Source organism: Streptomyces sp. NPDC056061 (assembly GCF_042266885.1).
GTDB lineage: Bacteria > Actinomycetota > Actinomycetes > Streptomycetales > Streptomycetaceae > Streptomyces.
The window spans coordinates 228,952-250,899 of record NZ_JBHJWQ010000004.1; the positions used below are offsets into that span (position 1 = coordinate 228,952).

Genomic DNA, 21,948 nt, shown 5'->3' on the forward strand with positions numbered 1-21,948 from the left:
GGTGCGCGGCCGACCGCCCCTCCACCGGCCCGCACGACGCCGGACGGGCCGGAATTCAGCCCGTCCGGTGGTCGCGCGGTGCGGATGGACCTCCGTCAGCCGACGACGGTCCAGGTGTCGTTGCCCGCGAGGAGGGCGGCGAGGTCGCCCTTGCCGTTGCGTTCGACGGCGGTGTCGAGCTGTTCGGCCATCTGCGTGTCGTAGACCGGCCGCTCCACGCTGCGCAGGACGCCGATGGGGGTCTGGTGCAGGGTGTCCGGGTCGGCGAGGCGGGAGAGGGCGAAGGCGGTGGTCGGGGAGGCGGCGTGGGCGTCGTGGACGAGGATCTGCGCCTTGTTGTCCTCGGTGACCGCGACGACCTCCAGGTCGCCGGTGGCGGGGTCGCGGACGACGCCCTTGGAGTCGTCGGCGCCGAAGAGGATCGGTCGGCCGTGTTCGAGGCGGATCACGGCGTCCTGGGCGCGTTCCTTGTCCTTGAGGGCCTCGAAGGCGCCGTCGTTGAAGATGTTGCAGTTCTGGTAGATCTCGACGAGGGCGGTGCCGGGGTGGTCGGCTGCCGCGCGCAGCACGCTCGTGAGGTGCTTGCGGTCGGAGTCGATGGTGCGGGCGACGAAGGACGCCTCCGCGCCGATGGCGAGGGAGACCGGGTTGAAGGGGGCGTCGAGCGAGCCCATCGGCGTCGACTTGGTGATCTTCCCGGATTCGGAGGTGGGGGAGTACTGCCCCTTGGTGAGCCCGTAGATCCGGTTGTTGAAGAGGAGGATCTTGAGGTTGACGTTGCGGCGCAGGGCGTGGATGAGGTGGTTGCCGCCGATGGACAGGGCGTCGCCGTCGCCGGTGACGACCCAGACGGACAGGTCGCGGCGCGAGGTGGCCAGGCCGGTGGCGATGGCGGGGGCGCGGCCGTGGATGGAGTGCATCCCGTAGGTGTTCATGTAGTACGGGAAGCGGGAGGAGCAGCCGATGCCGGAGACGAAGACGATGTTCTCCTTCGCCAGCCCCAGCTCCGGCATGAAGCCCTGGACGGCGGCGAGGACGGCGTAGTCGCCGCAGCCGGGGCACCAGCGGACTTCCTGGTCGGACTTGAAGTCCTTCATGGTCTGCTTCGCCTCGGCCCTGGGCACCAGGTGGAGGAGTTCGTTGGTGTCAGGCATCGATGGCCTCCTGAAGAGCCGTCGCGAGCTGTTCGGCCTTGAACGGCATTCCGTTGACCTGGTTGTAGCTGTGGGCGTCGACGAGGTACCTGGCGCGGATCAGGGTGGCGAGCTGGCCGAGGTTCATCTCCGGCACGACCACCTTCTCGTAGCGCCTCAGCACCTCGCCGAGGTTCTTCGGGAAGGGGTTGAGGTGGCGCAGGTGGGCCTGGGCGATGGGGTGGCCCGCCGTGCGCAGCCGACGGACGGCGGCGGTGATGGGGCCGTAGGTGGAGCCCCAGCCCAGGACGAGGGTCCGGGCCCCGGACGGGTCGTCGACCTCCACGTCCGGCACCTCGATGTTGTCGATCTTGGCCTGGCGGGTGCGGACCATGAGGTCGTGGTTGGCCGGGTCGTAGGAGATGTTGCCGCTGCCGTCCTGCTTCTCGATCCCGCCGATGCGGTGTTCGAGGCCGGGGGTGCCGGGCACGGCCCAGGGGCGGGCCAGGGTCTGCGGATCGCGCTTGTAGGGCCAGAACACCTCGGTGCCGTCGGCGAGTTCGTGGTTGGCGGCGGTGGCGAATTGGACGCGCAGGTCGGGCAGCTCGCCCGTCTCCGGGATCTTCCACGGTTCGGAGCCGTTGGCGAGGTAGCCGTCGGAGAGCAGGAAGACCGGGGTGCGGTAGGTCAGGGCGATCCGGGCGGCGTCCAGGGCCGCGTCGAAGCAGTCGGCCGGGGTCCGGGGAGCCACCACCGGCACCGGGGCCTCGCCGTTGCGCCCGTACATCGCCTGGAGCAGGTCGGCCTGCTCGGTCTTGGTCGGCAGGCCCGTCGACGGCCCGCCGCGCTGGATGTCGACGACCACCAGCGGCAGCTCCAGCGAGACCGCCAGCCCGATCGTCTCCGACTTCAGCGCCACTCCGGGCCCCGACGTCGTCGTCACCGCGAGGGAACCCCCGAACGCCGCGCCCAGCGCGGCGCCGATCCCGGCGATCTCGTCCTCGGCCTGGAAGGTCCGCACGCCGAAGTTCTTGTGCCTGGACAGTTCGTGCAGGATGTCGGAGGCCGGGGTGATCGGGTACGAGCCCAGGTAGAGCGGCAGGTCCGCCTGCCGGGACGCGGCGATCAGTCCGTAGGACAGGGCGAGGTTCCCGGAGATGTTGCGGTACGTCCCCGTCGGGAACGCCTGCGCGGCCGGAGCGACCTCGTAGGAGACGGCGAAGTCCTCCGTCGTCTCGCCGAAGTTCCACCCGGCCCGGAACGCCGCCACGTTCGCCTCGGCGATCTGCGGCTTCTTCGCGAACTTCGCCCGCAGGAACGTCTCGGTGCCCTCGGTCGGGCGGTGGTACATCCAGGACAGCAGCCCGAGCGCGAACATGTTCTTCGAGCGCTCGGCCTCCTTGCGGGAGAGCCCGAACTCCTTCAGCGCCTCGACCGTCAGCGTGGTCAGGGGCACCGGGTGGACGCTGTAGGCGTCCAGGGACCCGTCCTCCAGCGGACTCGTGGTGTAACCGACCTTCGCCATCGGGCGTTTGGTGAACTCGTCGGTGTTCACGATGATGTCGGCGCCGCGCGGTACGTCGCCGATGTTCGCCCGCAGCGCCGCCGGGTTCATCGCGACCAGTACGTCGGGGGCGTCGCCGGGGGTGAGGATGTCGTGGTCCGCGAAGTGCAGCTGGAACGAGGAAACCCCCGGCAGGGTGCCTGCGGGGGCGCGGATCTCGGCGGGGAAGTTCGGCAGCGTGGAGAGGTCGTTCCCGAACGACGCGGTCTCCGATGTGAACCGGTCACCCGTGAGCTGCATACCGTCACCGGAATCGCCGGCGAACCGGATGATCACCCGGTCCAGACGGCGGACCTCCTTCTCGCCGGGAACCGTGCCGTCGGCACGGGGGGCACGCTGTCCCCCGACGAGTGACTCACCGGCCTCATCGGCCTGTTCGGCTGGGCTACTGACCTGGCTGGTCACTGAACTGGACCTCCCTCGGGGCGGCGGTTCGGGACCGGCCGGCCGCCCGACGGTCCCGGGGGCCACCCTACGTCGGTAAGGGTCGCCTCCCCCGGACCGATCACATGATGGACGCTGTTTTGAGACGAGCTTCGATACCGGTTTGTCATGTTTTGCGAGCCCCTCGGTCGTTCGACGAAGACGCTGTGCATTCATTCTTTGGTTGTAGGACCACGGCCCCGACCTGCCCGTTTCCGCTGCGGAAATCCGGTCGCGGGCCGGTCGAGGGGGCGGCGGACGGTCGCCGCGGGGTGCCCGCGACGGCCGTCCGCCCCGTCGTCAGCCGACTGACGGTACGCCAGCCCCTCAGGAATTCAGGTAGGTCAGCACCGCGAGGACCCGACGGTGGTCCCCTTCGCTGGGCGACAGCCCCAGTTTCAGGAAGATGTTGCTGACATGCTTCTCCACGGCGCCGTCGCTCACCACCAGCTGCCGGGCCACCGCGGAGTTCGTCCGCCCCTCCGCCATCAGACCGAGGACCTCCCGCTCGCGCGGCGTCAGCCCGGCCAGGACGTCCTGTTTCCGGCTGCGGCCCAGCAGCTGCGCCACCACCTCCGGGTCCAGGGCCGTGCCGCCCTGCGCCACCCGGACCACCGCGTCCACGAACTCCCGGACCTCGGCGACCCGGTCCTTGAGCAGGTAGCCGACGCCGCGGCTGGAACCGGCGAGCAGTTCGGTCGCGTACTGCTCCTCCACGTACTGCGAAAGGACCAGCACCCCGATGTCCGGGTAGTCCTTGCGCAGCCGCACCGCCGCACGGACGCCCTCGTCGGTGTGGGTCGGCGGCATCCGCACGTCGGCGACCACCACATCGGGCAGCGCGTCCTGACCGGCGAGATCGTGCACCGTCTTGATCAGCGCCTCGGCGTCGCCGACGCCCGCCACGACGTCGTGCCCGAGATCGGTCAGCAGCCGGGTGAGTCCTTCCCGGAGCAATACCGAATCCTCGGCGATGACGACCCGCACCCTGTCCTCCACCATGACGCTGTGTTCCCCCACTGCTGCTCGCTGTCCGCTGATCCTGCCCGTACGGCGTTCAGCATCCAGTATCCGCGGTTTCGTGCTCCCGGCCGCCGCGCAGGCTGGTTTTCGAGCCTGTGCGGCGGCCGGGAGCACGGGAAGCGAAGGGCCGTGGAGTCGGAGGCCGTGCCGCGGTGCCGTGCGCGGAGCGGGTCGGCACGGGTCTGCGGGAACCTCGGAATGCCTGCGTCCGCGATGCTGCGGACGGAGCGGGGACGAACGGAATCAGCCACGCCAGGGCAGCTCGGCCGTGATTCGGGTCGGACCGCCGACCGGGGAATCGACGACGAGCACCCCGTCCACCGCGCCGAGCCGCTCCGCGAGGCCGGCCAGGCCGCTGCCCGCGGAGGGGTCGGCGCCGCCGCGGCCGTTGTCGGTGACCTGGAGCATGAGGCGGTCGGCGGCGCGCCACACGTCGACGGTCGCGGAGCGGGCGGCGCTGTGCTTGCTGACGTTCTGCAGCAGTTCCGACACGGTGAAGTACGCGATGCCCTCGATCGCCTGGGCGGGCCGGCTCGCCAGGTCGACTTCGACGGCGACCGGGACGGTGCAGCGGGAGGCGACGGCGGAGAGTGCGGCGTCGAGTCCGCGGTCGGTGAGGACGGCGGGGTGGATGCCGCGGGCGAGGTCGCGGAGTTCCTGGAGGGCGACCTTCACTTCGCCGTGGGCCTCGTCGACCATGCGGGCGGCGGCCTCGGGGTCGTCGGTGAGCTTCTCCTTGGCGAGGCCGAGGTCCATGGCGAGGGCGACCAGGCGGGCCTGCGCGCCGTCGTGCAGGTCCCGCTCGATGCGGCGCAGGTCGGCGGCGGCGGTGTCCACGACCACCCCGCGGTCCGACTCCAGCTCGATGACGCGGGTGGCCAGCCGGGACGGGCCGAGCAGCCCCGCCACCATCAACCGGTCCACGTTCGTCAGACCGCGGACGAGCCACGGCGTGAGCAGGACCAGAACCAGGCCGCACACGCTGGTCGCGGCAAGCTCGAAGGGGGAGTCGAGATAGATCTGGTGGTGGTCGTCGCCGTACAGCTGGATGCCACCGGACCCCACCCACGTCGGGAACACCCACTGCCACAGCGGATAGGTGAGGAGGGACCAGCCGGTCACCCAGAGGACCAGCGAGAGGACACCGGCGAACAGCGCCCACGGGAAGTGCAGCAGCGAGTAGAGCAGGTGCCGCCAGGACGCCCCGTTCTTGAGGACAGCGCCCATCCAGGACATCGCGCCACCGGTACGGCCGCGCACCGGGTCCGGGGCCGCCACGTCCAGGTGCAGCAGCCCGCGCGCCCGGGCCCGCTCGAAGGCGCCGAAGCCGCGGCACATGGCCAGCGAACCGGCGAGGATCGGGACCCCGAGGAAAGTGATCAACATGCCCATGCCCGTGGCCGTCAGGGAGATCGCGAGCGCGAACATGACCGGGCTGATCAGCAGGCTCAGTTGCAGATGGCCGAACTCGCGCCAGGTCCTGCCCTCGAAGGGGGCGCGCAACCCGGCGGGAAGGAAGTGCTTCACCGGGGGTTGACCCGCGAAAGCGGCGTCCGAGGACCGCTGGTGGTCCCGCGTGTCCGGTCCGTATGCCGTGACCATGGGTGGTGTCCGTTTCTTCCGGGTTCTACTCGGCGGAGTTCGGTTCTTCTCGGCGACGTCCGGTTCTTCCTGGCGGCGTCCGGTCCTTCTCGCCGAAGTACGGGCCGTGGGCCGCCCGGCCGGGGCGGGCCGCTGCTGCGGTTCTCCGGCCGTGAATCAAGGATGCGGGGCCGCGGGGACGTCCACCATGAGGGCGGTATCCCTCTTCGGGCGGGGGTTTTCCCCACCCCCCGTCCGGGCACGGCCGTGCCCCCGGACCCGTGACGACGCCCGGTGGCGCAGCCGCCCGGGAGGTGTGGGCGCCCGGGAGGTGTGGGCGCCCGGGAGGTGTGGGCGGAGGACCGGGCGAGGCGGGCCCGCAGGGGATGCGGGCGGGTTCACGGGCCCGCGATGCGGGCGGGCCTGGGCGCCCCGGGCGGCACGGGTGCGGGCAGCGTCGCCGGTGCGTCCGGTCTTCCCCGTGTCCCGGTCTCCCGTGTGTCCCGGTCTCCCGTGTGTCCCGGTCTCCCGCGTGTCCGGGGTCTCCCGTGTGTCCCGTCGGCTCAGGAGAGCTTTGCGGCCGCCGTACGGGACCGGCCGCGGTTCCCCCGCTCCCGGCCGGAATCGGGGTTCGGGCCCCGGTCCCGCCAGGGCAGCTCGGCGGTGACCGTCGTCGGGCCGCCCACCGGCGATTCGAGGACGAACAGCCCGTCGACGGCACCGAGCCGTTCGGCCAGCCCGGCCATGCCCGTACCACCGTCCATCCGCGCGCCGCCGCGGCCGTTGTCGGTGACCTGGAGCATGAGGCGGTCGGCGGCGCGCCACACGTCGACGGTCGCGAAGCGGGCGGCGCTGTGCTTGCTGACGTTCTGCAGCAGTTCCGACACGGTGAAGTACGCGATGCCCTCGATCGCCTCCGCCGGACGTGCCGGCAGATCCACCGTCACCGTCACGGGGACGGTGCAGCGGGAGGCGATGGCGGAGAGTGCGGCGTCGAGTCCGCGGTCGGTGAGGACGGCGGGGTGGATGCCGCGGGCGAGGTCGCGGAGTTCCTGGAGGGCGACCTTCACTTCGCCGTGGGCCTCGTCGACCATGCGGGCGGCGGCCTCGGGGTCGTCGGTGAGCTTCTCCTTGGCGAGGCCGAGACCCATGGCGAGGGCGACCAGGCGGGCCTGCGCGCCGTCGTGCAGGTCCCGCTCGATGCGGCGCAGGTCGGCGGCGGCGGTGTCCACGACCACCCCGCGGTCCGACTCCAGCTCGGCGATCCGGCGCTCCAGCTCGTCGGAGGGCGAGAGCAGCCCGCGCACCATCGCCCGGTCGACATTGCCGAGCGCCCGCGCGATGAAGGGGAGCACCGGCCACAGCACGAAGAAGGAGACGGCCATCACGCCGAACGTGAGTACGCCCCACGGCAGCCGGACGAAGGAGTAGAGCGCCGTCCGCCAGCCCACCGGGTCCTTGAGGCTCGACCAGAGCCACGGGAAGAAGCCCTGCTCCGCGCGGGCGAGCACCATCGGGCTCGGCTCGTCGATCCGCACGCCCAGCATCGACCGCGCCCGGCGCCGCTCGACCCTGCCGACCAGCCGCTCCCCGTGCAGACCGCTGGCGAGCAGGGGCAGACCGACCACCGTGACCGTGAGCGCCACACCGATACCGATCATGAACACCGTGTAAACAAACCCGACGACGGCCAGGGGAAGGTTCGCCAGGAGGTGGGCGAACTCCTTCCACGTCCAGCGGTCGAGGGCGAAGCGGGCGGGCGGTGGCGCGTCGTCGGAGGGTACAGAGGGGCTCATGGTCATATGCCCAGCCTGCCGGGTACGGTCCGCGCACGCCATGGGGCTCATGGGTGGGGTGCAGTGGGGATAACCCCACCTTTCGTCCGACGCGACTGCCGACGACCCGGGGAGCCAGGAGGAGTGGACCGGTGGGCGGCGTCATGCGGCTCCGGATCCGCGACGGAGGAGGGAGTGACGGCGGAGTCGTCGCGACCGACGACAACGCGGGAGGCGGAGTCGCAGGGCGTCGGGAGCCCGCTCCCTCTTTCTCCCCAGGTCGTTGTCCTCCCTTTGTCAGGGCCTAGACTCCCGTGCGTACAACATCCGCGTACACACATCGACGAACGGTTTCGAGGGAGCGAGGGGGCGGACGTGGCTGACCTGCCGGAACCGATCGTTCTCGCGTCGGACTACTTCCACGGATACGCGGTGGTCGGCGTGCTCGCCGTGATCGGCGTGCTGTTCGTCGCCGTCGCCTTCGGGGCCGGCCGACTGCTGCGCCCCGTGGTCCCCACGCCGGAAAAGCTCCTGACGTACGAGTGCGGCGTGGACCCGGTGGGTGAAGGATGGGCCCATACACAGGTCCGCTATTACGTCTATGCCTTCCTGTACGTGATCTTCGCCGTCGACTCGATCTTCCTGTTCCCCTGGGCGACCGTGTTCGCCGCGCCGGGGTACGGGGCGACAACCCTGGTGGAGATGTTCATCTTCCTCGGTTTCCTGGCCGTGGGACTGCTCTACGCATGGAAGAAGGGCGTCCTCGAATGGACGTGACGAGCCCGCCGCCCCCGGAGCAGCTGCCCGGCGCGGGTACCGAGTCGGCCTCCGGGACCGGAACCACCGATCCGCGGCACGCCGCGACGTTCCTGCCGGAGCCCAAGCGGCTCGGAGTGCTCTCGCGCCTCGCTCCCGAGCCGATGAAGGTGGTCCTGAACTGGGGCCGCCGTTACAGCCTCTGGGTCTTCAACTTCGGCCTCGCCTGCTGCGCCATCGAGTTCATCGCCGCCTCCATGGCCCGGCACGACTTCATCCGGCTCGGCGTGATCCCGTTCGCCCCCGGCCCCCGCCAGGCCGACCTCATGATCGTCTCCGGCACGGTGACGGACAAGATGGCCCCGGCCGTGAAGCGGCTGTACGAGCAGATGCCCGAGCCCAAGTACGTCATCTCGTTCGGCGCCTGCTCCAACTGCGGCGGCCCGTACTGGGACTCCTACTCCGTGACGAAGGGGGTCGACCAGATCATCCCGGTCGACGTCTACGTCCCGGGCTGCCCGCCCCGGCCCGAGGCACTGCTCCAGGGCATCCTCAAGCTCCAGGAGAAGATCGCCCGCGAGTCGCTGGGGGAGCGGTACGCGACGGGCGGCGCCGCACGGCCCTCCACCGCCGCGCTGCGCAGCGGCCTGGTCGCCGCCCCGCCGGTTCCGGAGGAGGAACAGAAGTGAGCGGAACGGAGGACCGCGGCCGGTTCACGGAAGCCGCCGCCGACTACGACCGGTTGCCGGACGCCGCCGCCGAACTCTTCGGCGAGGGCGCGACGGCCGAGTACGCGTACGACCTGCTGACCGTCGATGTCCCCGCGGCCTCCTGGATCACCGCGCTCGAAACCGCCCGCGACCGGCTGGGCTGCACTTTCTTCGACTGGCTGAGCGCCGTCGACGAACCGGGCACCGGCTTCCGGATCTGCGCCCACGTCGCGGCTCCGGCCGAGGGCAGGGTCCGGCGTCTCCTGGTCCGTACGACCGTTCCGCACGACGCCGCCGCTCTGCCCACCGCCGTCCACGTCTACGCAGGCGCGGCCTGGCACGAGCGCGAGACGCACGAGATGTTCGGCATCGGTTTCGAGGGCCATCCCCACCTGGTGCCGCTGCTGCTGCCCGAGGGCTTCGAGGGCCACCCCCTGCGCAAGGACTTCGTGCTGGCGGCACGCGTCGCGAAGGCGTGGCCGGGCGCGAAGGAGCCCGGCGAGTCCGAGCACGGCGGCCCGAAACGGCGCACGATGCTGCCGCCCGGCGTTCCCGATCCGAACGAGTGGGGGCCCCTGAAGGGACAGCTCCCGCCCGCGCCGTCCCGCCCCGCCCGGACCCCGCGTGCGGCGGGCGACCGTCCGGTGCGGCGCACCCGCAGTGCGAGCCAGGGCTCGGTCGGCCAGCAGCCGACAGCAGCGGCAGCCGCCGAGCCGGCACCGCCCGCGCCGGCAGCCGCCGAGCCGGTAGCTCCGGTCCGTCCGCGCCGTGCCCGCAGCGCCTCCCAGGGCTCAGCCAGCCAGCGCCGCCCCGCCGCCGAACCGGGAACGACGGGGCCCGATGCCGCGGCCGGGGCCACCGGGGGAACGACCGAAACGGGATCCGCCGGAACGGGATCCGCCGGAACGGGATCCGCCGCAGCCGGAACCACCGAAGCCGGGACGGCCGGAGCGGGGTCGAAGGCCGGAAGCGGTGATGCCCCCTGGCATCACGCCCGCCCGGCGTTCGACACCGCCCCCGCCCGGCCCGAGGCCCCAAAACCGGCTGAAACACCCCATCCGGCCGAGGTGCCGGAACCGGTCGAGGCGTCCGAGTCGCCGGAACCGGGCGAGACCTCGGAACCTGCCGAAACACCCCATCCGGCCGAGGCAGCTGAACAGCCCGAGGCAGTTGAACAGTCCCGGGGCCGCGACCAGCGGCCACCGAACTCCCACCAGCCGCACACCCCCGACCGCTCCCACGGAGGCGATCCCGCGTGAACGACGTGCTCGACGTCGCCCTCCGGCTCGTCATCGTGTTCGTCGCGTTCATGGTTCTCCCGCTCGTCGTGGGACAGACCGAGCACAAGGTGATGGCCCACATGCAGGGCCGCCTCGGCCCCATGTACGCCGGCGGCTTCCACGGCTGGGCGCAGCTCGTCGCGGACGGCGTGAAGTTCGCGCAGAAGGAGGACGTGGTCCCGGCCGAGGCCGACCGCCGGGTCTTCCAGCTCGCGCCGGCCGTCGCGCTGCTCCCGTACCTGCTCGTGCTCGTCGTCATTCCGATCGGGCCGGGCGACGGCGCGGTGGGACAGGTGATCGACGCGGGCGTCTTCTTCGTCCTCGCCGTGATGGGTGTCGGCGTGCTCGGCTCGCTGATGGCCGGCTGGGCCTCGGCCAACAAGTTCTCCCTCCTCGGAGGGCTGCGCACGGCCGCTCAGCTGCTTGCGTACGAACTGCCGATGCTGCTGGCCGCCGCTTCCGTCGCGATGGCGGCGGGAACCGCCTCGCTCCCCGGCATCCTCGACGCCTTCGAGTGGTGGTGGCTGCCCTGGCAGATCGTCGGCGCGCTCGTCTTCTTCGTGGCCGGACTCGCCGAACTCCAGCGTCCGCCGTTCGACATGCCGGTCGCCGACTCGGAGATCATCTTCGGCGCGTACACCGAGTACACCGGGCTGCGCTTCGCGTTGTTCCTGCTCGCCGAGTACGCGGGCATCGTCGTTCTGTGCGGCCTGACCACCGTCCTCTTCCTCGGCGGCTGGCACGGTCCGTTCGGCGCCGACGGACTCGGCTGGCTCTGGACGCTCCTCAAGACCGCGATCCTCGCCTTCGTCGTGATCTGGCTGCGGGTCAGCTACCCCCGACTCCGCGAGGACCAGCTCCAGAAGCTCGCCTGGACCACACTCATCCCGCTCGCTCTCGCGCAGATCGCGCTCACCGGCATCGTGAAGGTGGCGATCAACTGATGGCCGCGCACCACCCGTCCCACCGGCCCGACCCCTCCCCGCCCTCCCGGCCCCGCGTCCCGGGCTCCGGCCTGGCCAAGGGCCTCGCCGTCACCCTGCGGACGATGACACGGAAGACCGTCACCGCGCAGTACCCGGACGTCCAGCCCGAGCTGCCGCCCCGGTCCCGGGGCGTCATCGGGCTGTTCGAGGAGAACTGCACGGTCTGCATGCTGTGCGCCCGCGAGTGCCCGGACTGGTGCATCTACATCGACTCCCACAAGGAGACGGTGCCCGCCGCCGTCCCGGGCGGACGCGAGCGCAGCCGCAATGTGCTCGACCGTTTCGCGATCGACTTCTCGCTCTGCATGTACTGCGGCATCTGCATCGAGGTGTGCCCCTTCGACGCACTGTTCTGGTCGCCGGAGTTCGAGTACGCCGAGACGGACATCCTCGAACTCACTCACGAGCGGGACAAACTCCGCGAGTGGATGTGGACGGTGCCCGAACCGCCCGCGCTCGATCCGGGCGCCGAGGAGCCGAAGGAGATCGCCGCCGCCCGCAAGACGGCGGAGAAACTCGAAGCCCAGCGCGCCAAGGAGGCCGAGGAGGCCCAGGAGGCGCGAGAGGCCCAGCGAGCCGACGAGGCGGGGAAGACCGAGAAGACCGAGAAGGAGGAGGGGGAGGAGTGACACTCGCAGCCGTCGCGGCCCACGTCGCCCACTCCACCCAGCTCGCACAGTCCTTCCCATTCACCCAATCCCTCCATCTCACCCAATCCCTCCATCTCACCCAGTCCGTCCAGCTCGCGCAGTCGGTACAGCCGGCCCAGTCCGCTCCGTCCGGGTTCCTCTCCCCGACCGGCATCGAGATCGTCTTCGTGCTCGTCGGCATCGCCACCCTCGGCGCGGCCCTCCTCACCGTCACCACCAGGCAGCTGGTGCACGCGGCCCTCTGGCTGGTCGTGGCGCTCGGCGGTCTCGCCGTCGAGTACCTGCTGCTCACCGCCGAGTTCATCGCCTGGGTGCAGGTACTGATCTACGTCGGTTCCGTGGTCGTCCTCCTCCTCTTCGGGCTCATGCTCACCAGGGCCCCGATCGGCCGCTCCCCGGACGCCGACTCCGGCAACCGCTGGGCGGCCCTCGGTGTCGCGGCGGTCGCAGCGAGCACGCTCGTCTGGGTCGTCGTCGACGCCTTCCGCACCACCTGGATCGACCTCGAAGGACCGGCCCGGGGCTCCACCGAAGTGACCGGTGCGCTCCTCTTCCGGCACTGGGTGCTGCCGTTCGAGGCGCTCTCCGTCCTGCTGCTCGCCGCCCTGGTCGGTGCGGTCGTCCTGTCCCGCAAGCGCGGTAAGGAGCCGAGCTGATGCACCTCGCCTATCCCGCGGTGCTCGCCGCCCTTCTCTTCTGCACCGGGCTCTACGGAGTGCTCGCCCGCCGCAACGCGATCCTGGTCCTGATGTCCGTCGAGCTGATGCTCAACGCCGTCAACCTCAACCTTGTCGCCTTCGACGTCTGGCTCCGCGACACCCTGCACGCCGGCCAGGGACTCACCCTCTTCACCATCGCGATCGCGGCGGCGGAGATCGGCATCGGCCTGGCCGTCGTCCTCGCCGTGTACCGCAACCGGGGCAGCTCCGACATCGACCGGCTCCGCGACACCGCCGAGACCGACGCGGCCGAAGCGCTCCCGGACGACGGGACCGACGGGACCGACAGGACCGACAGGACCGACGGAACGCCGCAGCACGACACCGACGACCGGACCACTGCTCCGGCAGGGAAGGCAAAGAAGGCAGAGGCCACCAGGTGACCACCACGACCCTCGCCGTCCTCGTCCCCCTCCTTCCGTTCCTCGGTGCCGCGGCCGGACTGCTCACCGGACGCACCGCCCCCGGCTTCGCACGCCCCCTCGCCGTACTGCCGACCCTCGCCGCCTTCGCGCTGGCCGTCGTCGTCGCCTTCCGCCAGGACGGCGACCGGGCCATCGACGCGGCGACCCGGCTCACCCCCACCGGCTCGGTCCCGATCGACCTCGCCCTGCACCTGGACGGCTTCGCGGTCCTCGTCGCCGTGCTGGTCGGGCTCGTCGCGGCCTGCGTGCAGATCTACTCGACCGCCTACCTGCGCGACGACCCCCGCTACCCCTCCTACGCCGCCCTCGTCTCCCTCTTCACCTCCGCGATGCTGCTCGTCGTCTACTCCGGCGACCTGATGGTGCTCCTGGTCGGCTGGGAGATCATGGGCATCTGCTCGTACTTCCTGGTCGGCCACTACTGGGAGACGCCCGAGGCACGCGCCGCCTCCCTCAAGGCATTCCTGGTCACCAAGCTCGGCGACGTCCCCTTCCTGATCGGACTGTTCGCGCTCGCCGCCGACACCGGATCGTTCCGCATCACCCGCATCCTGGGCGCCGTCGCGAGCGGCGGACTCGACCACCCCACACTCATCGCCCTGCTGCTCCTCGCGGGCGTCGCCGGCAAGTCCGCGCAGTTCCCGCTGCACACCTGGCTGCCCGACGCGATGGCCGGCCCCACCCCCGTCTCCGCGCTGATCCACGCCGCGACGATGGTCGCCGCCGGCATCTACTTCGTGGCCCGGCTCCTCCCCGTCTTCGCCCAGTCCGGCGCCGCCCTCGTCGTCCTCGCCGTGATGGCGGCGATCACGGTGATCGGCTCCGGGCTGGCCGCCCTCGCCCAGGACGACATCAAGCGCGTTCTCGCCTACTCGACGATCGGCCAGCTCGGCTACATGGCCGGGGCCCTCGCCGTCGGCGACCGCGGTGCCGCCGTCTTCCACCTCCTGTCCCACGGCGCGTTCAAGGCCGTCCTCTTCCTCGCGGCGGGCGTCGTCATCCACGCCGCCGGAACCAACTCACTGGCCGCCATGTCCCGTATGGGCGGCCTGGCCAAGCGCATCCCGGACGCCTACTGGACGATGACCGTCGCCCTGCTCGCGCTCGCCGCCATCCCGCCGTTCGCCGGCTTCTTCTCCAAGGAAGCCGTCCTCGTCGCCGCCGAGCACACCGCGCTCGGCGAGCGGCACGTCGCCCCGTCGGCGGCGGGCTGGACCGTTCTCGTCGCCGGACTGCTCGCCGCGGCCCTCACCGCCGCCTACGCCACCCGCCTCTGGCTCCTGGCCTTCCGGGGCCGCGGCGCCGAGGTCCCGGACCACGGCCGCCAGCCCGTCGCAATGACCACCGTCCTGTGGGTCCTCGCCGTCCCCACCATCGCCTTCGGCCTCACCGTCGGCGCGATCGGCGACTGGTTCGACGGACACGGCCTCACCCCGTCCCTGACCACCGCCGTCCTCTCCACCGGCGTCGGCCTCATCGGCGGAATCGTCACCTACGGCGCCTGGCGCCACACCACGGCCCTCGCCGCCCGCACCACCGTGGGCACCGTCGTCGCCCACCCCGACGCCGAACCCGCCCTCGTCGAGGCGGAGGCACTGACGGCGCACACCGCCGCCTACGGCACGGCCGGCGACGCCCCCGACCCGGCCGACCCGGGCCGACTGCTGCTCGGCCCGCTCCACCGCCACGCCGCCACCGGCTTCCACCTCGATGCCCTGTACACGGCCCTGTTCGTCCGCCCCGTACAGGCCGCGGCGAGCCTGGTCCGCTTCCTGGACCGCGAGGTCGTCGACACCTACGTACGCGGCTCCGGCACCGGAGCGCGCTGGCTCGGCACCGCCGTCCGCCGCGCCCAGACCGGCAACGTGCAGACCTACCTCAGCGCACTGTTCGCCGGTTCCCTGGTCCTGGCGATCGCCGCCGTCGTCTTCGCCAACGTCAACGCCGGGTCGTGAGCCGTGATCGATATCAGTGAATCCGTGATGCAGTTCCTTCTCGCGTTCATCGTCGTCGTCCCGCTCATCGGGGCCGTGGCGGCCCTCCTGCCGGCCCCGCCCGGACTGAAGGGAACCGGCCCCGACCAGGCGGTGCTCCGCCACGGCGTGACCGTCACCGGCGCGGTCCTGCTCGCCGCGCTCGTCCTCGCCGCAGGCTTCGACAACGACCACCCGTCGACGATGCAGGCCACCACCGACATCAACTGGATCCCGGCGCTCCACGTCCGGATCCACCTCGGCATCGACGGCATCTCGCTCCCCCTTCTCGTACTGACCGCGCTGCTGACCTTCCTCTGCGCGCTGTACAGCTACTTCAAGCCGCCCGCGGGCCCCTCCCCGAAGGCGTTCGTCGCACTCGTCCTCCTCCTGGAGACCGGCACCCTCGCCACCTTCGCCGTCCTCGATCTGCTGCTGTTCTTCCTGGCCTTCGAGACGGTGCTCATCCCGATGTACTTCCTGATCGCCCGCTGGGGCGGTGCGGGACGGCAGGCCGCCGCCGGGAAATTCATCCTCTACACGCTGCTCGGCTCGGTGGTCATGCTGCTGGGCCTGCTCCTCATCGGGCTGAAGAGCGGCACCTTCGACATGGTGGCACTCGCCACTGACAACGGCCGCGGGCTCACCTCGTCCGTGCAGGTCGTCGCCGTCCTGGCGATCGGAATCGGGCTCGCCGTGAAGACCCCGATGTGGCCGCTGCACAGCTGGCTCCCGGACGCCCACACCGCCGCCCCTACCGTCGGTTCGGTCCTCCTCGCCGGTGTCCTGCTGAAGATGGGCACCTACGGATTCGTCCGCATCCTGCTGCCCATCGCCCCCGACGGCATGCACACCTTCGCGCCCTACCTCGCCGCCTTCGCGGCCGTCGGCGTCGTCTACGGGTCGCTCGCCTGCCTGGCACTGGCCCGTCCCGGCTCCAAGGGCGACCTCAAGCGCCTGATCGCGTACTCCTCCGTCGGACACATGGGCTTCGTGCTCCTCGGTATCGCGACCATGACCCCCACCGGAGTCAACGGCGCACTCTTCGCGAACATCGCCCACGGCCTCATCACCGGCCTGCTGTTCTTCCTGGTCGGCGCGGTGAAGGACCGCTACGGCACCGCCGACCTGGACACCCTCTCCGGCGCCACCGGGGCCGCGCTCTACGGCCGGGCCCCCCGCCTCGGCGGCCTGCTCGCCTTCGCCGCGATCGCCTCCCTCGGCCTGCCCGGCCTCGCCGGATTCTGGGGCGAGATGCTCGCCCTGTTCGGCTCCTTCGACCCCGCCGACGGCCTCAGCCGGCCCGCGTTCCGCACCTTCATGGCGATCGCCGCGTTCGGCACCCTGCTCACCGCCGCGTACATGCTCATCGTGGTGCGCCGCGTCTGCATGGGCGAGAAGCGCGAGGAACCGCAGCCGCTCGCCGACGTCCAGAGCTACGAATTCGCCACCTGGACCCCGCTCGTCGCCCTCACCGTCCTCGCCGGTCTGTGGCCCGCCGTCCTCCTCGGCCTCACCGACCCGGCCGTGCAGAAGCTCCTCGCAGGAGGCAAGTCGTGACCACAGCCGCCATCACCCCGGGCGCCGTCACCGCCGACGCCTCCACCGGCTTCCTCACCGGCGCCGCCGATCCCTCCACCGGCCTCGTCACCACCGCGGCCGACAGCGCCACCAGCCTGGTCCAGTCCGTCGACTGGCTCGCGATCGCGCCCCCGGTCGTCGTCGCGGTCGTCGCCCTGATCGTCCTGGTCACCGACCTCTTCCTGCCCGAGAACCGCAAGCCGCTCCTCGGGTGGACGAGCATCGCCGGGCTCGTCGCCGCGGCGGCCCTGCTGGTCCCGCTGCGCGGCGGCGACCGTTCGACCTTCTGCCTCACCGAGGCGGCCACCGGCACCGGCGCCACCGGGGCGTGCAGCTACACGGCCGACCACTTCGCCCTCGTCATCCAGGCCCTCGTGCTCGGCGGCGCCCTGCTCACCGCACTGCTCTCGCTCGGCGACACCCGCAGGCTCCCGGCCGGCGAGTTCTGGTTCCTGCTGCTGTCCTCCGCGTCCGGCGCCATCCTGCTGCCCGCCGCCCGCGACCTCGCCACCCTCGTCGTCGCCCTCGAAGTCGCCTCGCTGCCCGCCTTCGCCCTGGTCGGCATCAAGCGCGGCGACCGCCGGTCCTCCGAGGCCGCGCTGAAGTTCTTCCTCTCCTCCGTCGTCGCGACCGCCGTCACGCTCCTCGGCTTCAGCTTCGTGTACGCGGCCACCGGCACCCTCCACCTCACCGAGCTCGCCGCCCGGCTCGACGACGTGCCCGGACAGCTCGACACCCTCGCCAAGACCGGTGTCGTCCTCACCCTCGTCGGCTTCGCCTTCAAGACGGCCGCCGCGCCCTTCCACTTCTGGGTCCCCGACACCTACGTCGGCGCCCCGCTGCCGGTCGCCGCCTACCTCTCGGTCGTCGGCAAGGCGGTCGGCTTCTCCGGCCTCGTCCTCGTCACCGTGATCGCGTTCCCGGCGTACGCCGACGTCTGGGGACCGGCCCTCGCCGTCCTCGCCGCGCTCACCATGACCGTCGGCAACGTCGCCGCCCTGCGCCAGAACGCCGACCGTGCCCGCAGCGCCGTACGGCTGCTCGCCTGGTCGTCCGTCGGCCAGGCCGGCTACCTCCTGGTACCGATCGCCGCCGCCGCGTACGCCAGCGACCGGCACATCGGCTCCACCGTCGCGTACGCCCTGATGTACGCCGTCGTGAACCTCGGCGCCTTCGCGGTCGCCGCCCTCGTCGCGCGCACCCGTCCCGGCAACCGGCTGTCCGACTACCGCGGCCTGTACGCCGACCGCCCCCTGACCGCACTCGTCATGGGCTTCTTCCTGCTCTGCCTGGCCGGACTCCCGCCGGGCATCGTCGGCCTCTTCGCCAAGGTCACGGTCTTCTCCGCCGCCGTCGACGCCGGACTCGGCTGGCTCGCGGTCGTCATGGCAGTCAACGTCGTGATCGCGTTGTACTACTACCTGCAATGGACCGCGGCGCTCTTCCGCGCCCCGCAGGAAGCGCCGGAGGAGGTCCCGGCGCGCACCGCGGACGAGGCCGCCGCGGACACCGTCGCACCCGCCCCCACCAGGCAGCACGTCCCGGTCCCCGTCGTCGCCGCGATCGCCCTCACCGCCGTCGCGGGTGTCGTGCTCTCCGGTGTTCCGCAGACCATCCTGAGATTCACCGCCGTCAGCCTCTTCTGAGCGCCAGGATTCTTCTGACGCACCAAGATCGGTTTGCCCGCAGCGGCCCGTGCAGGGCAAGGTCTAGGTCTGTCGTCGCGCTGCCGCCTGCCGCCTGCCGCCTGCCGTATGGCCTCCGGCGGGACGATGCCGGTGCGAGGACCCGGCCCGGGGCCGCACATCGAGACACCCACAACCATGTCCCAGAGGGAGCAAGAGCAGTGCTGAACGGGTTCAAGGACTTCATCCTGCGCGGAAACGTCATCTCCATGGCCATCGGTCTGGCCGTCGGATCCGCGTTCACCGCAGTCGTCACCGGGTTCAGCACCGCGTTCATCACCCCGCTGATCGGTCTCGCCACCGGATCGGTCGGCGACTTCAGCTCCGCGGAGTTCGCGCTGGAGGGCACGATCTTCCCGTACGGGAAGTTCCTGGCCGCCGCCATCGCCTTCCTGATCACCGCGGCAGTGCTCTACTTCTGCGTCGTCGTCCCCATGGCCAAGGTCCAGAACCGCTTCTCCAAGACGGACGACAAGGTCGACATCAAGGCCGCCGTGCGCGACTGCCCCCGCTGCTACACCGAGATCCCGGCCATCGCCTCCCGCTGCGCCCACTGCACCAGCGAGGTCGAGCCGGACCCCGAGGCCCTCGCGGTCGCCGGTCTGCCCGCCCAGCGCTGAGGCCCGGCACCGAACGTCCGACGCGTCGTTCCGCCCGCCGCAATACCCCACCGGGGCCCGCCCGGCCACCACGGCCGGACGGGCCCCGGCGCGCACAAGGGAACTAGCTCACCTCGCCTGGCGTTGATTCGTTCGGGAGGTTCCACTGGGGGAGTGGAGCCCACCGAGCAAAGGGTTCCCCTGCCGCACCACTTGGAGGGCGTACCGTGCACCGCCGGCACAACGGGCTGAAGACCGCCGTACTCCTCGGGGGGCTGTCCGCACTCATCATCGTCATCGGCAGCTTCTTCGGACGTACGGGCCTGATCGTCGCGCTCCTCGTGGCCGTCGGTACCAACGCCTACGCCTACTGGAACAGCGACAAGCTGGCGCTGAGAGCCATGCGCGCCCGCCCCGTCAGCGAATTCGAGGCGCCTCAGCTCTACCGCATGGTCCGCGAGCTCTCGACGGCCGCCCGCCAGCCCATGCCCCGGCTGTACATCTCCCCGACCCAGGCCCCCAATGCCTTCGCGACCGGCCGCAATCCGCGCAACGCGGCGGTCTGCTGCACGGACGGCATCCTGCAGATCCTCGACGAGCGAGAGCTGCGCGGCGTCCTCGGGCACGAGCTGAGCCACGTCTACAACCGCGACATCCTGATCTCGTCGGTCGCCGGAGCGCTGGCCTCCGTCGTCATGTTCCTGGTCAACTTCGCCTGGCTGATCCCGGTCGGCCGGTCCAACGACGACGAGGGCCCCGGCATCCTGGGCATGCTGCTGATCATGATCCTCGGGCCGGTCGCCGCATCCATCATCCAGTTGGCCGTCAGCCGTTCGCGCGAGTACCAGGCCGATGCGTCGGGCGCCCAGCTGACCGGCGACCCGCTGGCCCTCGCCGGGGCCCTGCGGAAGCTCGAAGCGGGAACGAAACAGCTCCCGCTGCCCCCCGAACCGAGGATCGAGACCGCGAGTCACATGATGATCGCGAACCCCTTCCGTCCCGGCCAGGGCATGTCCAAGCTGTTCTCCACCCACCCCCCGATGGCGGAGCGCATCGCCCGTCTGGAGCAGATGGCGGGCCGCCGCCCGTAGGCGCGGCTCCCGGCCTCGCCGCCGCGCCCGTACGGAGCGGCCCCGGTCGCCGGCTTCCGGGCGGGCCCGGCCACCGGAGCCCCGTGCCGTCGTCACCGTCCCCCGAACGCCTCGTCGGTCGGGACCACTTCTCGGCCCAGGGGCATGAGCGAGATCGGGATCAGCTTCAGGTTCGCCCAGCCGAACGGGATGCCGATGATCGACACGAACAGCGGGATGCTGGTGAGCAGGTGTCCCAGCGCCAGCCACCAGCCGGCGAACACGAGCCAGATCACGTTGCCCACGCACGACGGAGCCCCCGCGTCCGGCCGCTCCACCGTGGTCCGGCCGAACGGCCACAGGACGTAGCCCGCGATCCGCAGCGAGGCGATGCCGAAGGGAATGGTCACGATGAAGATGAAGCAGATGAGTGCCGCGACCGCGTAGCCGAGGGCCATCCAGAAGCCGCAGAACACCACCCACAGGATGTTGAGGATCAGCTGAATCGGCTTCATGACCGTTGTGCTCCGTCTCGCTCGTCCGTCGGCCGTGCTCACTGCCAGTATCCGCCCGCGGACCGGGAGCCGGAACCGGAGGGCCGGAACGGACGATCATGGTCCCGACCCGCACGGACCCGGCAGCCGGTGCACACCGACGGGATTGTCAGTGCCGTCGTTCACCATGGACGCATGAACGACACCGAGCAGTTGCTCGCAGCCGCGGCGGAGACGACGCGCTCCGCGGAGCACCCTCTTCCGGCACCCCTGCGGGACGAGGACGTCCGACGGGCTGAGGCCGCCCTGGGCTTCCCGCTCCCGCCGCTGCTCGCCGCCCTGTACACCCGCATAGCCAACGGCGGCTTCGGTCCGGCGTACGGGCTGATGCCGCTGATCGGCGAGCGCGCGCCGGGCGGTGAGGAGTCCGCCGTCGCGCAGTACCTCGCCCACCGCAGGGACGCGACCGAGGAGGGCGGATGGCCGTGGCCGGAGGGCGTCCTGCCGATCTGCAGTCTGGGGTGCGGGATGTACTCCTGCGTGGACTGCCGCAGCGAGCACACCGCGGTCCTGCTCTTCGAGCCGAACGTCGGCGAGCCGGAGCACGCGTGGTACGTGGACCGGCCGGGCCTCGCCGAATGGCTCCGGGACTGGCTGGACGGCACCGCCTGGCACTGCGAGGACTCCGAGGACGAAGGAGAGGACCTGGCGCCCTGGCCGGATTTCGGCGGACGCACCTGACACCGGCCCCGGACGGGAGCCCGCCCCTCAACGGCCGGACACGGAACCGGAACCGGGATCGACACCGAAACCGGAACCGAAACCGGAACCACCTCGGCAACCGGGACCACTCCCGAAACCGGCACCGGACAAGCCCGTCTCGCGCAGCGTCAGATTGAGCCGACCGCGGCGCATCCCCGCCGAGGGATCCGCCGTCCCGGGGAGGATTCTCGGCACGCCGTGGAACGCGAACCGGGACGGCCCGCCGAAGACGAACAGGTCGCCGGAGGCCAGCTCCACGTCCGTGTAGGGCCGCCCCCGGTTCTCCGTGTTGCCGAAGCGGAATACGCAGGTGTCGCCGATGCTCAGCGACACCACCGGGGCACCGGACCGTTCTTCCTTGTCCTGGTGCATGCCCATCCGTGCCGTGTCGTCGTAGAAGTTGACCAGGGCGGCGTCCGGCGCGTACGTCCCGGCCGGACACCCGTCCCCGTACGCGGCGGCCAGAGCCTCTCGGCCCAGTTCTCCCAACCAGTCGGGGAACGCGGCGACCGGTGCGCCGTTCACGTCGTCGGCGGTGCGCGAGTACCGGTACGGCTGCCAGTGACATCCCAGGCAGACCGTCCGCACGGACATCACCCCACCGCCCGGCAGCGCCGTGTGCCGCAGCGGCACCGGTCCCCGCGCCCACTCCCGGCAGGCCGCCACCAACTCCCGCCGACGTTCCGGCGACAACCACTCGGGCACATGCACCGCACCGGGCGCGACGACGGCCCGCTCCCTCGGAAAGAGCCCGGACAC

The 21,948-nt window shown here is 71.2% G+C and carries 20 protein-coding genes; 13 read left to right on the forward strand and 7 right to left on the reverse strand.

Going from position 1 to position 21,948, the window contains the following annotated elements:
- Positions 1–95: 95 nt before the first annotated feature.
- From ACFC79_RS09055 to ACFC79_RS09075, 5 genes are all read right to left on the reverse strand, one after another.
- A complete protein-coding gene (locus ACFC79_RS09055; protein WP_376237153.1) occupies positions 96–1,154 on the reverse strand; it encodes a 2-oxoacid:ferredoxin oxidoreductase subunit beta in 1,059 nt (352 codons plus the stop codon).
- On the reverse strand, positions 1,147–3,102 hold the full coding sequence (locus ACFC79_RS09060) for a 2-oxoacid:acceptor oxidoreductase subunit alpha (protein WP_376237156.1): 1,956 nt from the start codon (positions 3,100–3,102) through the stop codon (positions 1,147–1,149). Before ACFC79_RS09060 ends, ACFC79_RS09055 begins: the two co-directional genes overlap by 8 nt.
- A 345-nt stretch (positions 3,103–3,447) precedes the next feature.
- Positions 3,448–4,122 (reverse strand): response regulator, encoded by a 675-nt coding sequence (locus ACFC79_RS09065; RefSeq protein WP_376237159.1) that lies wholly within the window; start codon positions 4,120–4,122, stop codon positions 3,448–3,450.
- Positions 4,123–4,386: 264 nt separating this feature from the next.
- Positions 4,387–5,745 (reverse strand): sensor histidine kinase, encoded by a 1,359-nt coding sequence (locus ACFC79_RS09070; RefSeq protein WP_376237161.1) that lies wholly within the window; start codon positions 5,743–5,745, stop codon positions 4,387–4,389.
- A gap of 542 nt (positions 5,746–6,287) precedes the next feature.
- The gene (locus ACFC79_RS09075; protein ID WP_376237164.1) at positions 6,288–7,526 is read right to left on the reverse strand and encodes a sensor histidine kinase; all 1,239 of its coding nucleotides are present in this window, start codon (positions 7,524–7,526) and stop codon (positions 6,288–6,290) included.
- 348 nt (positions 7,527–7,874) lie between these two features.
- Between ACFC79_RS09075 and ACFC79_RS09080 the strand changes: the two genes are divergently transcribed.
- The 12 genes from ACFC79_RS09080 (at position 7,875) to htpX (ending at position 19,954) form a co-directional block, all read left to right on the forward strand.
- On the forward strand, positions 7,875–8,276 hold the full coding sequence (locus ACFC79_RS09080) for an NADH-quinone oxidoreductase subunit A (protein WP_376237167.1): 402 nt from the start codon (positions 7,875–7,877) through the stop codon (positions 8,274–8,276).
- A complete protein-coding gene (locus ACFC79_RS09085; RefSeq protein WP_376237170.1) occupies positions 8,267–8,944 on the forward strand; it encodes an NADH-quinone oxidoreductase subunit B in 678 nt (225 codons plus the stop codon). The genes ACFC79_RS09080 and ACFC79_RS09085 overlap by 10 nt, the downstream gene beginning before the upstream one ends.
- On the forward strand, positions 8,941–10,224 hold the full coding sequence (locus ACFC79_RS09090; RefSeq protein ID WP_376237173.1) for an NADH-quinone oxidoreductase subunit C: 1,284 nt from the start codon (positions 8,941–8,943) through the stop codon (positions 10,222–10,224). The genes ACFC79_RS09085 and ACFC79_RS09090 overlap by 4 nt, the downstream gene beginning before the upstream one ends.
- The gene (locus ACFC79_RS09095) at positions 10,221–11,189 is read left to right on the forward strand and encodes an NADH-quinone oxidoreductase subunit H (RefSeq protein WP_376237176.1); all 969 of its coding nucleotides are present in this window, start codon (positions 10,221–10,223) and stop codon (positions 11,187–11,189) included. Before ACFC79_RS09090 ends, ACFC79_RS09095 begins: the two co-directional genes overlap by 4 nt.
- Complete coding sequence (locus ACFC79_RS09100; protein WP_376237179.1) at positions 11,189–11,860, forward strand: NuoI/complex I 23 kDa subunit family protein; 672 nt, start codon at positions 11,189–11,191, stop codon at positions 11,858–11,860. Before ACFC79_RS09095 ends, ACFC79_RS09100 begins: the two co-directional genes overlap by 1 nt.
- Before the next feature lie 173 nt (positions 11,861–12,033).
- On the forward strand, positions 12,034–12,537 hold the full coding sequence (locus ACFC79_RS09105; RefSeq protein WP_376237528.1) for an NADH-quinone oxidoreductase subunit J: 504 nt from the start codon (positions 12,034–12,036) through the stop codon (positions 12,535–12,537).
- Complete coding sequence (gene nuoK / locus ACFC79_RS09110) at positions 12,537–12,983, forward strand: NADH-quinone oxidoreductase subunit NuoK (protein WP_376237182.1); 447 nt, start codon at positions 12,537–12,539, stop codon at positions 12,981–12,983. Before ACFC79_RS09105 ends, nuoK begins: the two co-directional genes overlap by 1 nt.
- Positions 12,980–14,980 (forward strand): NADH-quinone oxidoreductase subunit L, encoded by a 2,001-nt coding sequence (locus tag ACFC79_RS09115; RefSeq protein WP_376237185.1) that lies wholly within the window; start codon positions 12,980–12,982, stop codon positions 14,978–14,980. Before nuoK ends, ACFC79_RS09115 begins: the two co-directional genes overlap by 4 nt.
- Positions 14,981–15,007: 27 nt before the next feature.
- Positions 15,008–16,558, forward strand: coding sequence for a NuoM family protein (locus ACFC79_RS09120; RefSeq protein WP_376237531.1), 1,551 nt, complete (start codon positions 15,008–15,010; stop codon positions 16,556–16,558).
- Positions 16,555–18,225 (forward strand): NADH-quinone oxidoreductase subunit N, encoded by a 1,671-nt coding sequence (locus tag ACFC79_RS09125; protein ID WP_376237188.1) that lies wholly within the window; start codon positions 16,555–16,557, stop codon positions 18,223–18,225. Before ACFC79_RS09120 ends, ACFC79_RS09125 begins: the two co-directional genes overlap by 4 nt.
- A 200-nt stretch (positions 18,226–18,425) precedes the next feature.
- The gene (mscL, locus tag ACFC79_RS09130) at positions 18,426–18,884 is read left to right on the forward strand and encodes a large conductance mechanosensitive channel protein MscL (RefSeq protein ID WP_376237191.1); all 459 of its coding nucleotides are present in this window, start codon (positions 18,426–18,428) and stop codon (positions 18,882–18,884) included.
- 206 nt (positions 18,885–19,090) lie between these two features.
- Positions 19,091–19,954: a zinc metalloprotease HtpX gene (gene htpX / locus ACFC79_RS09135; RefSeq protein WP_376237194.1), complete on the forward strand. Its 864-nt coding sequence runs from the start codon at positions 19,091–19,093 to the stop codon at positions 19,952–19,954.
- 92 nt (positions 19,955–20,046) lie between these two features.
- Here htpX and ACFC79_RS09140 read toward each other — a convergent pair whose 3' ends face one another.
- Complete coding sequence (locus tag ACFC79_RS09140; protein WP_376237196.1) at positions 20,047–20,448, reverse strand: YccF domain-containing protein; 402 nt, start codon at positions 20,446–20,448, stop codon at positions 20,047–20,049.
- Between the two features lie 174 nt (positions 20,449–20,622).
- On the opposite strand from ACFC79_RS09140, the gene ACFC79_RS09145 reads away from it, so the two are divergent.
- Complete coding sequence (locus ACFC79_RS09145) at positions 20,623–21,168, forward strand: SMI1/KNR4 family protein (protein ID WP_376237199.1); 546 nt, start codon at positions 20,623–20,625, stop codon at positions 21,166–21,168.
- A 27-nt stretch (positions 21,169–21,195) separates the two neighbouring features.
- Here ACFC79_RS09145 and ACFC79_RS09150 read toward each other — a convergent pair whose 3' ends face one another.
- Positions 21,196–21,948 (reverse strand): alpha-ketoglutarate-dependent dioxygenase AlkB, encoded by a 753-nt coding sequence (locus ACFC79_RS09150; protein ID WP_376237202.1) that lies wholly within the window; start codon positions 21,946–21,948, stop codon positions 21,196–21,198.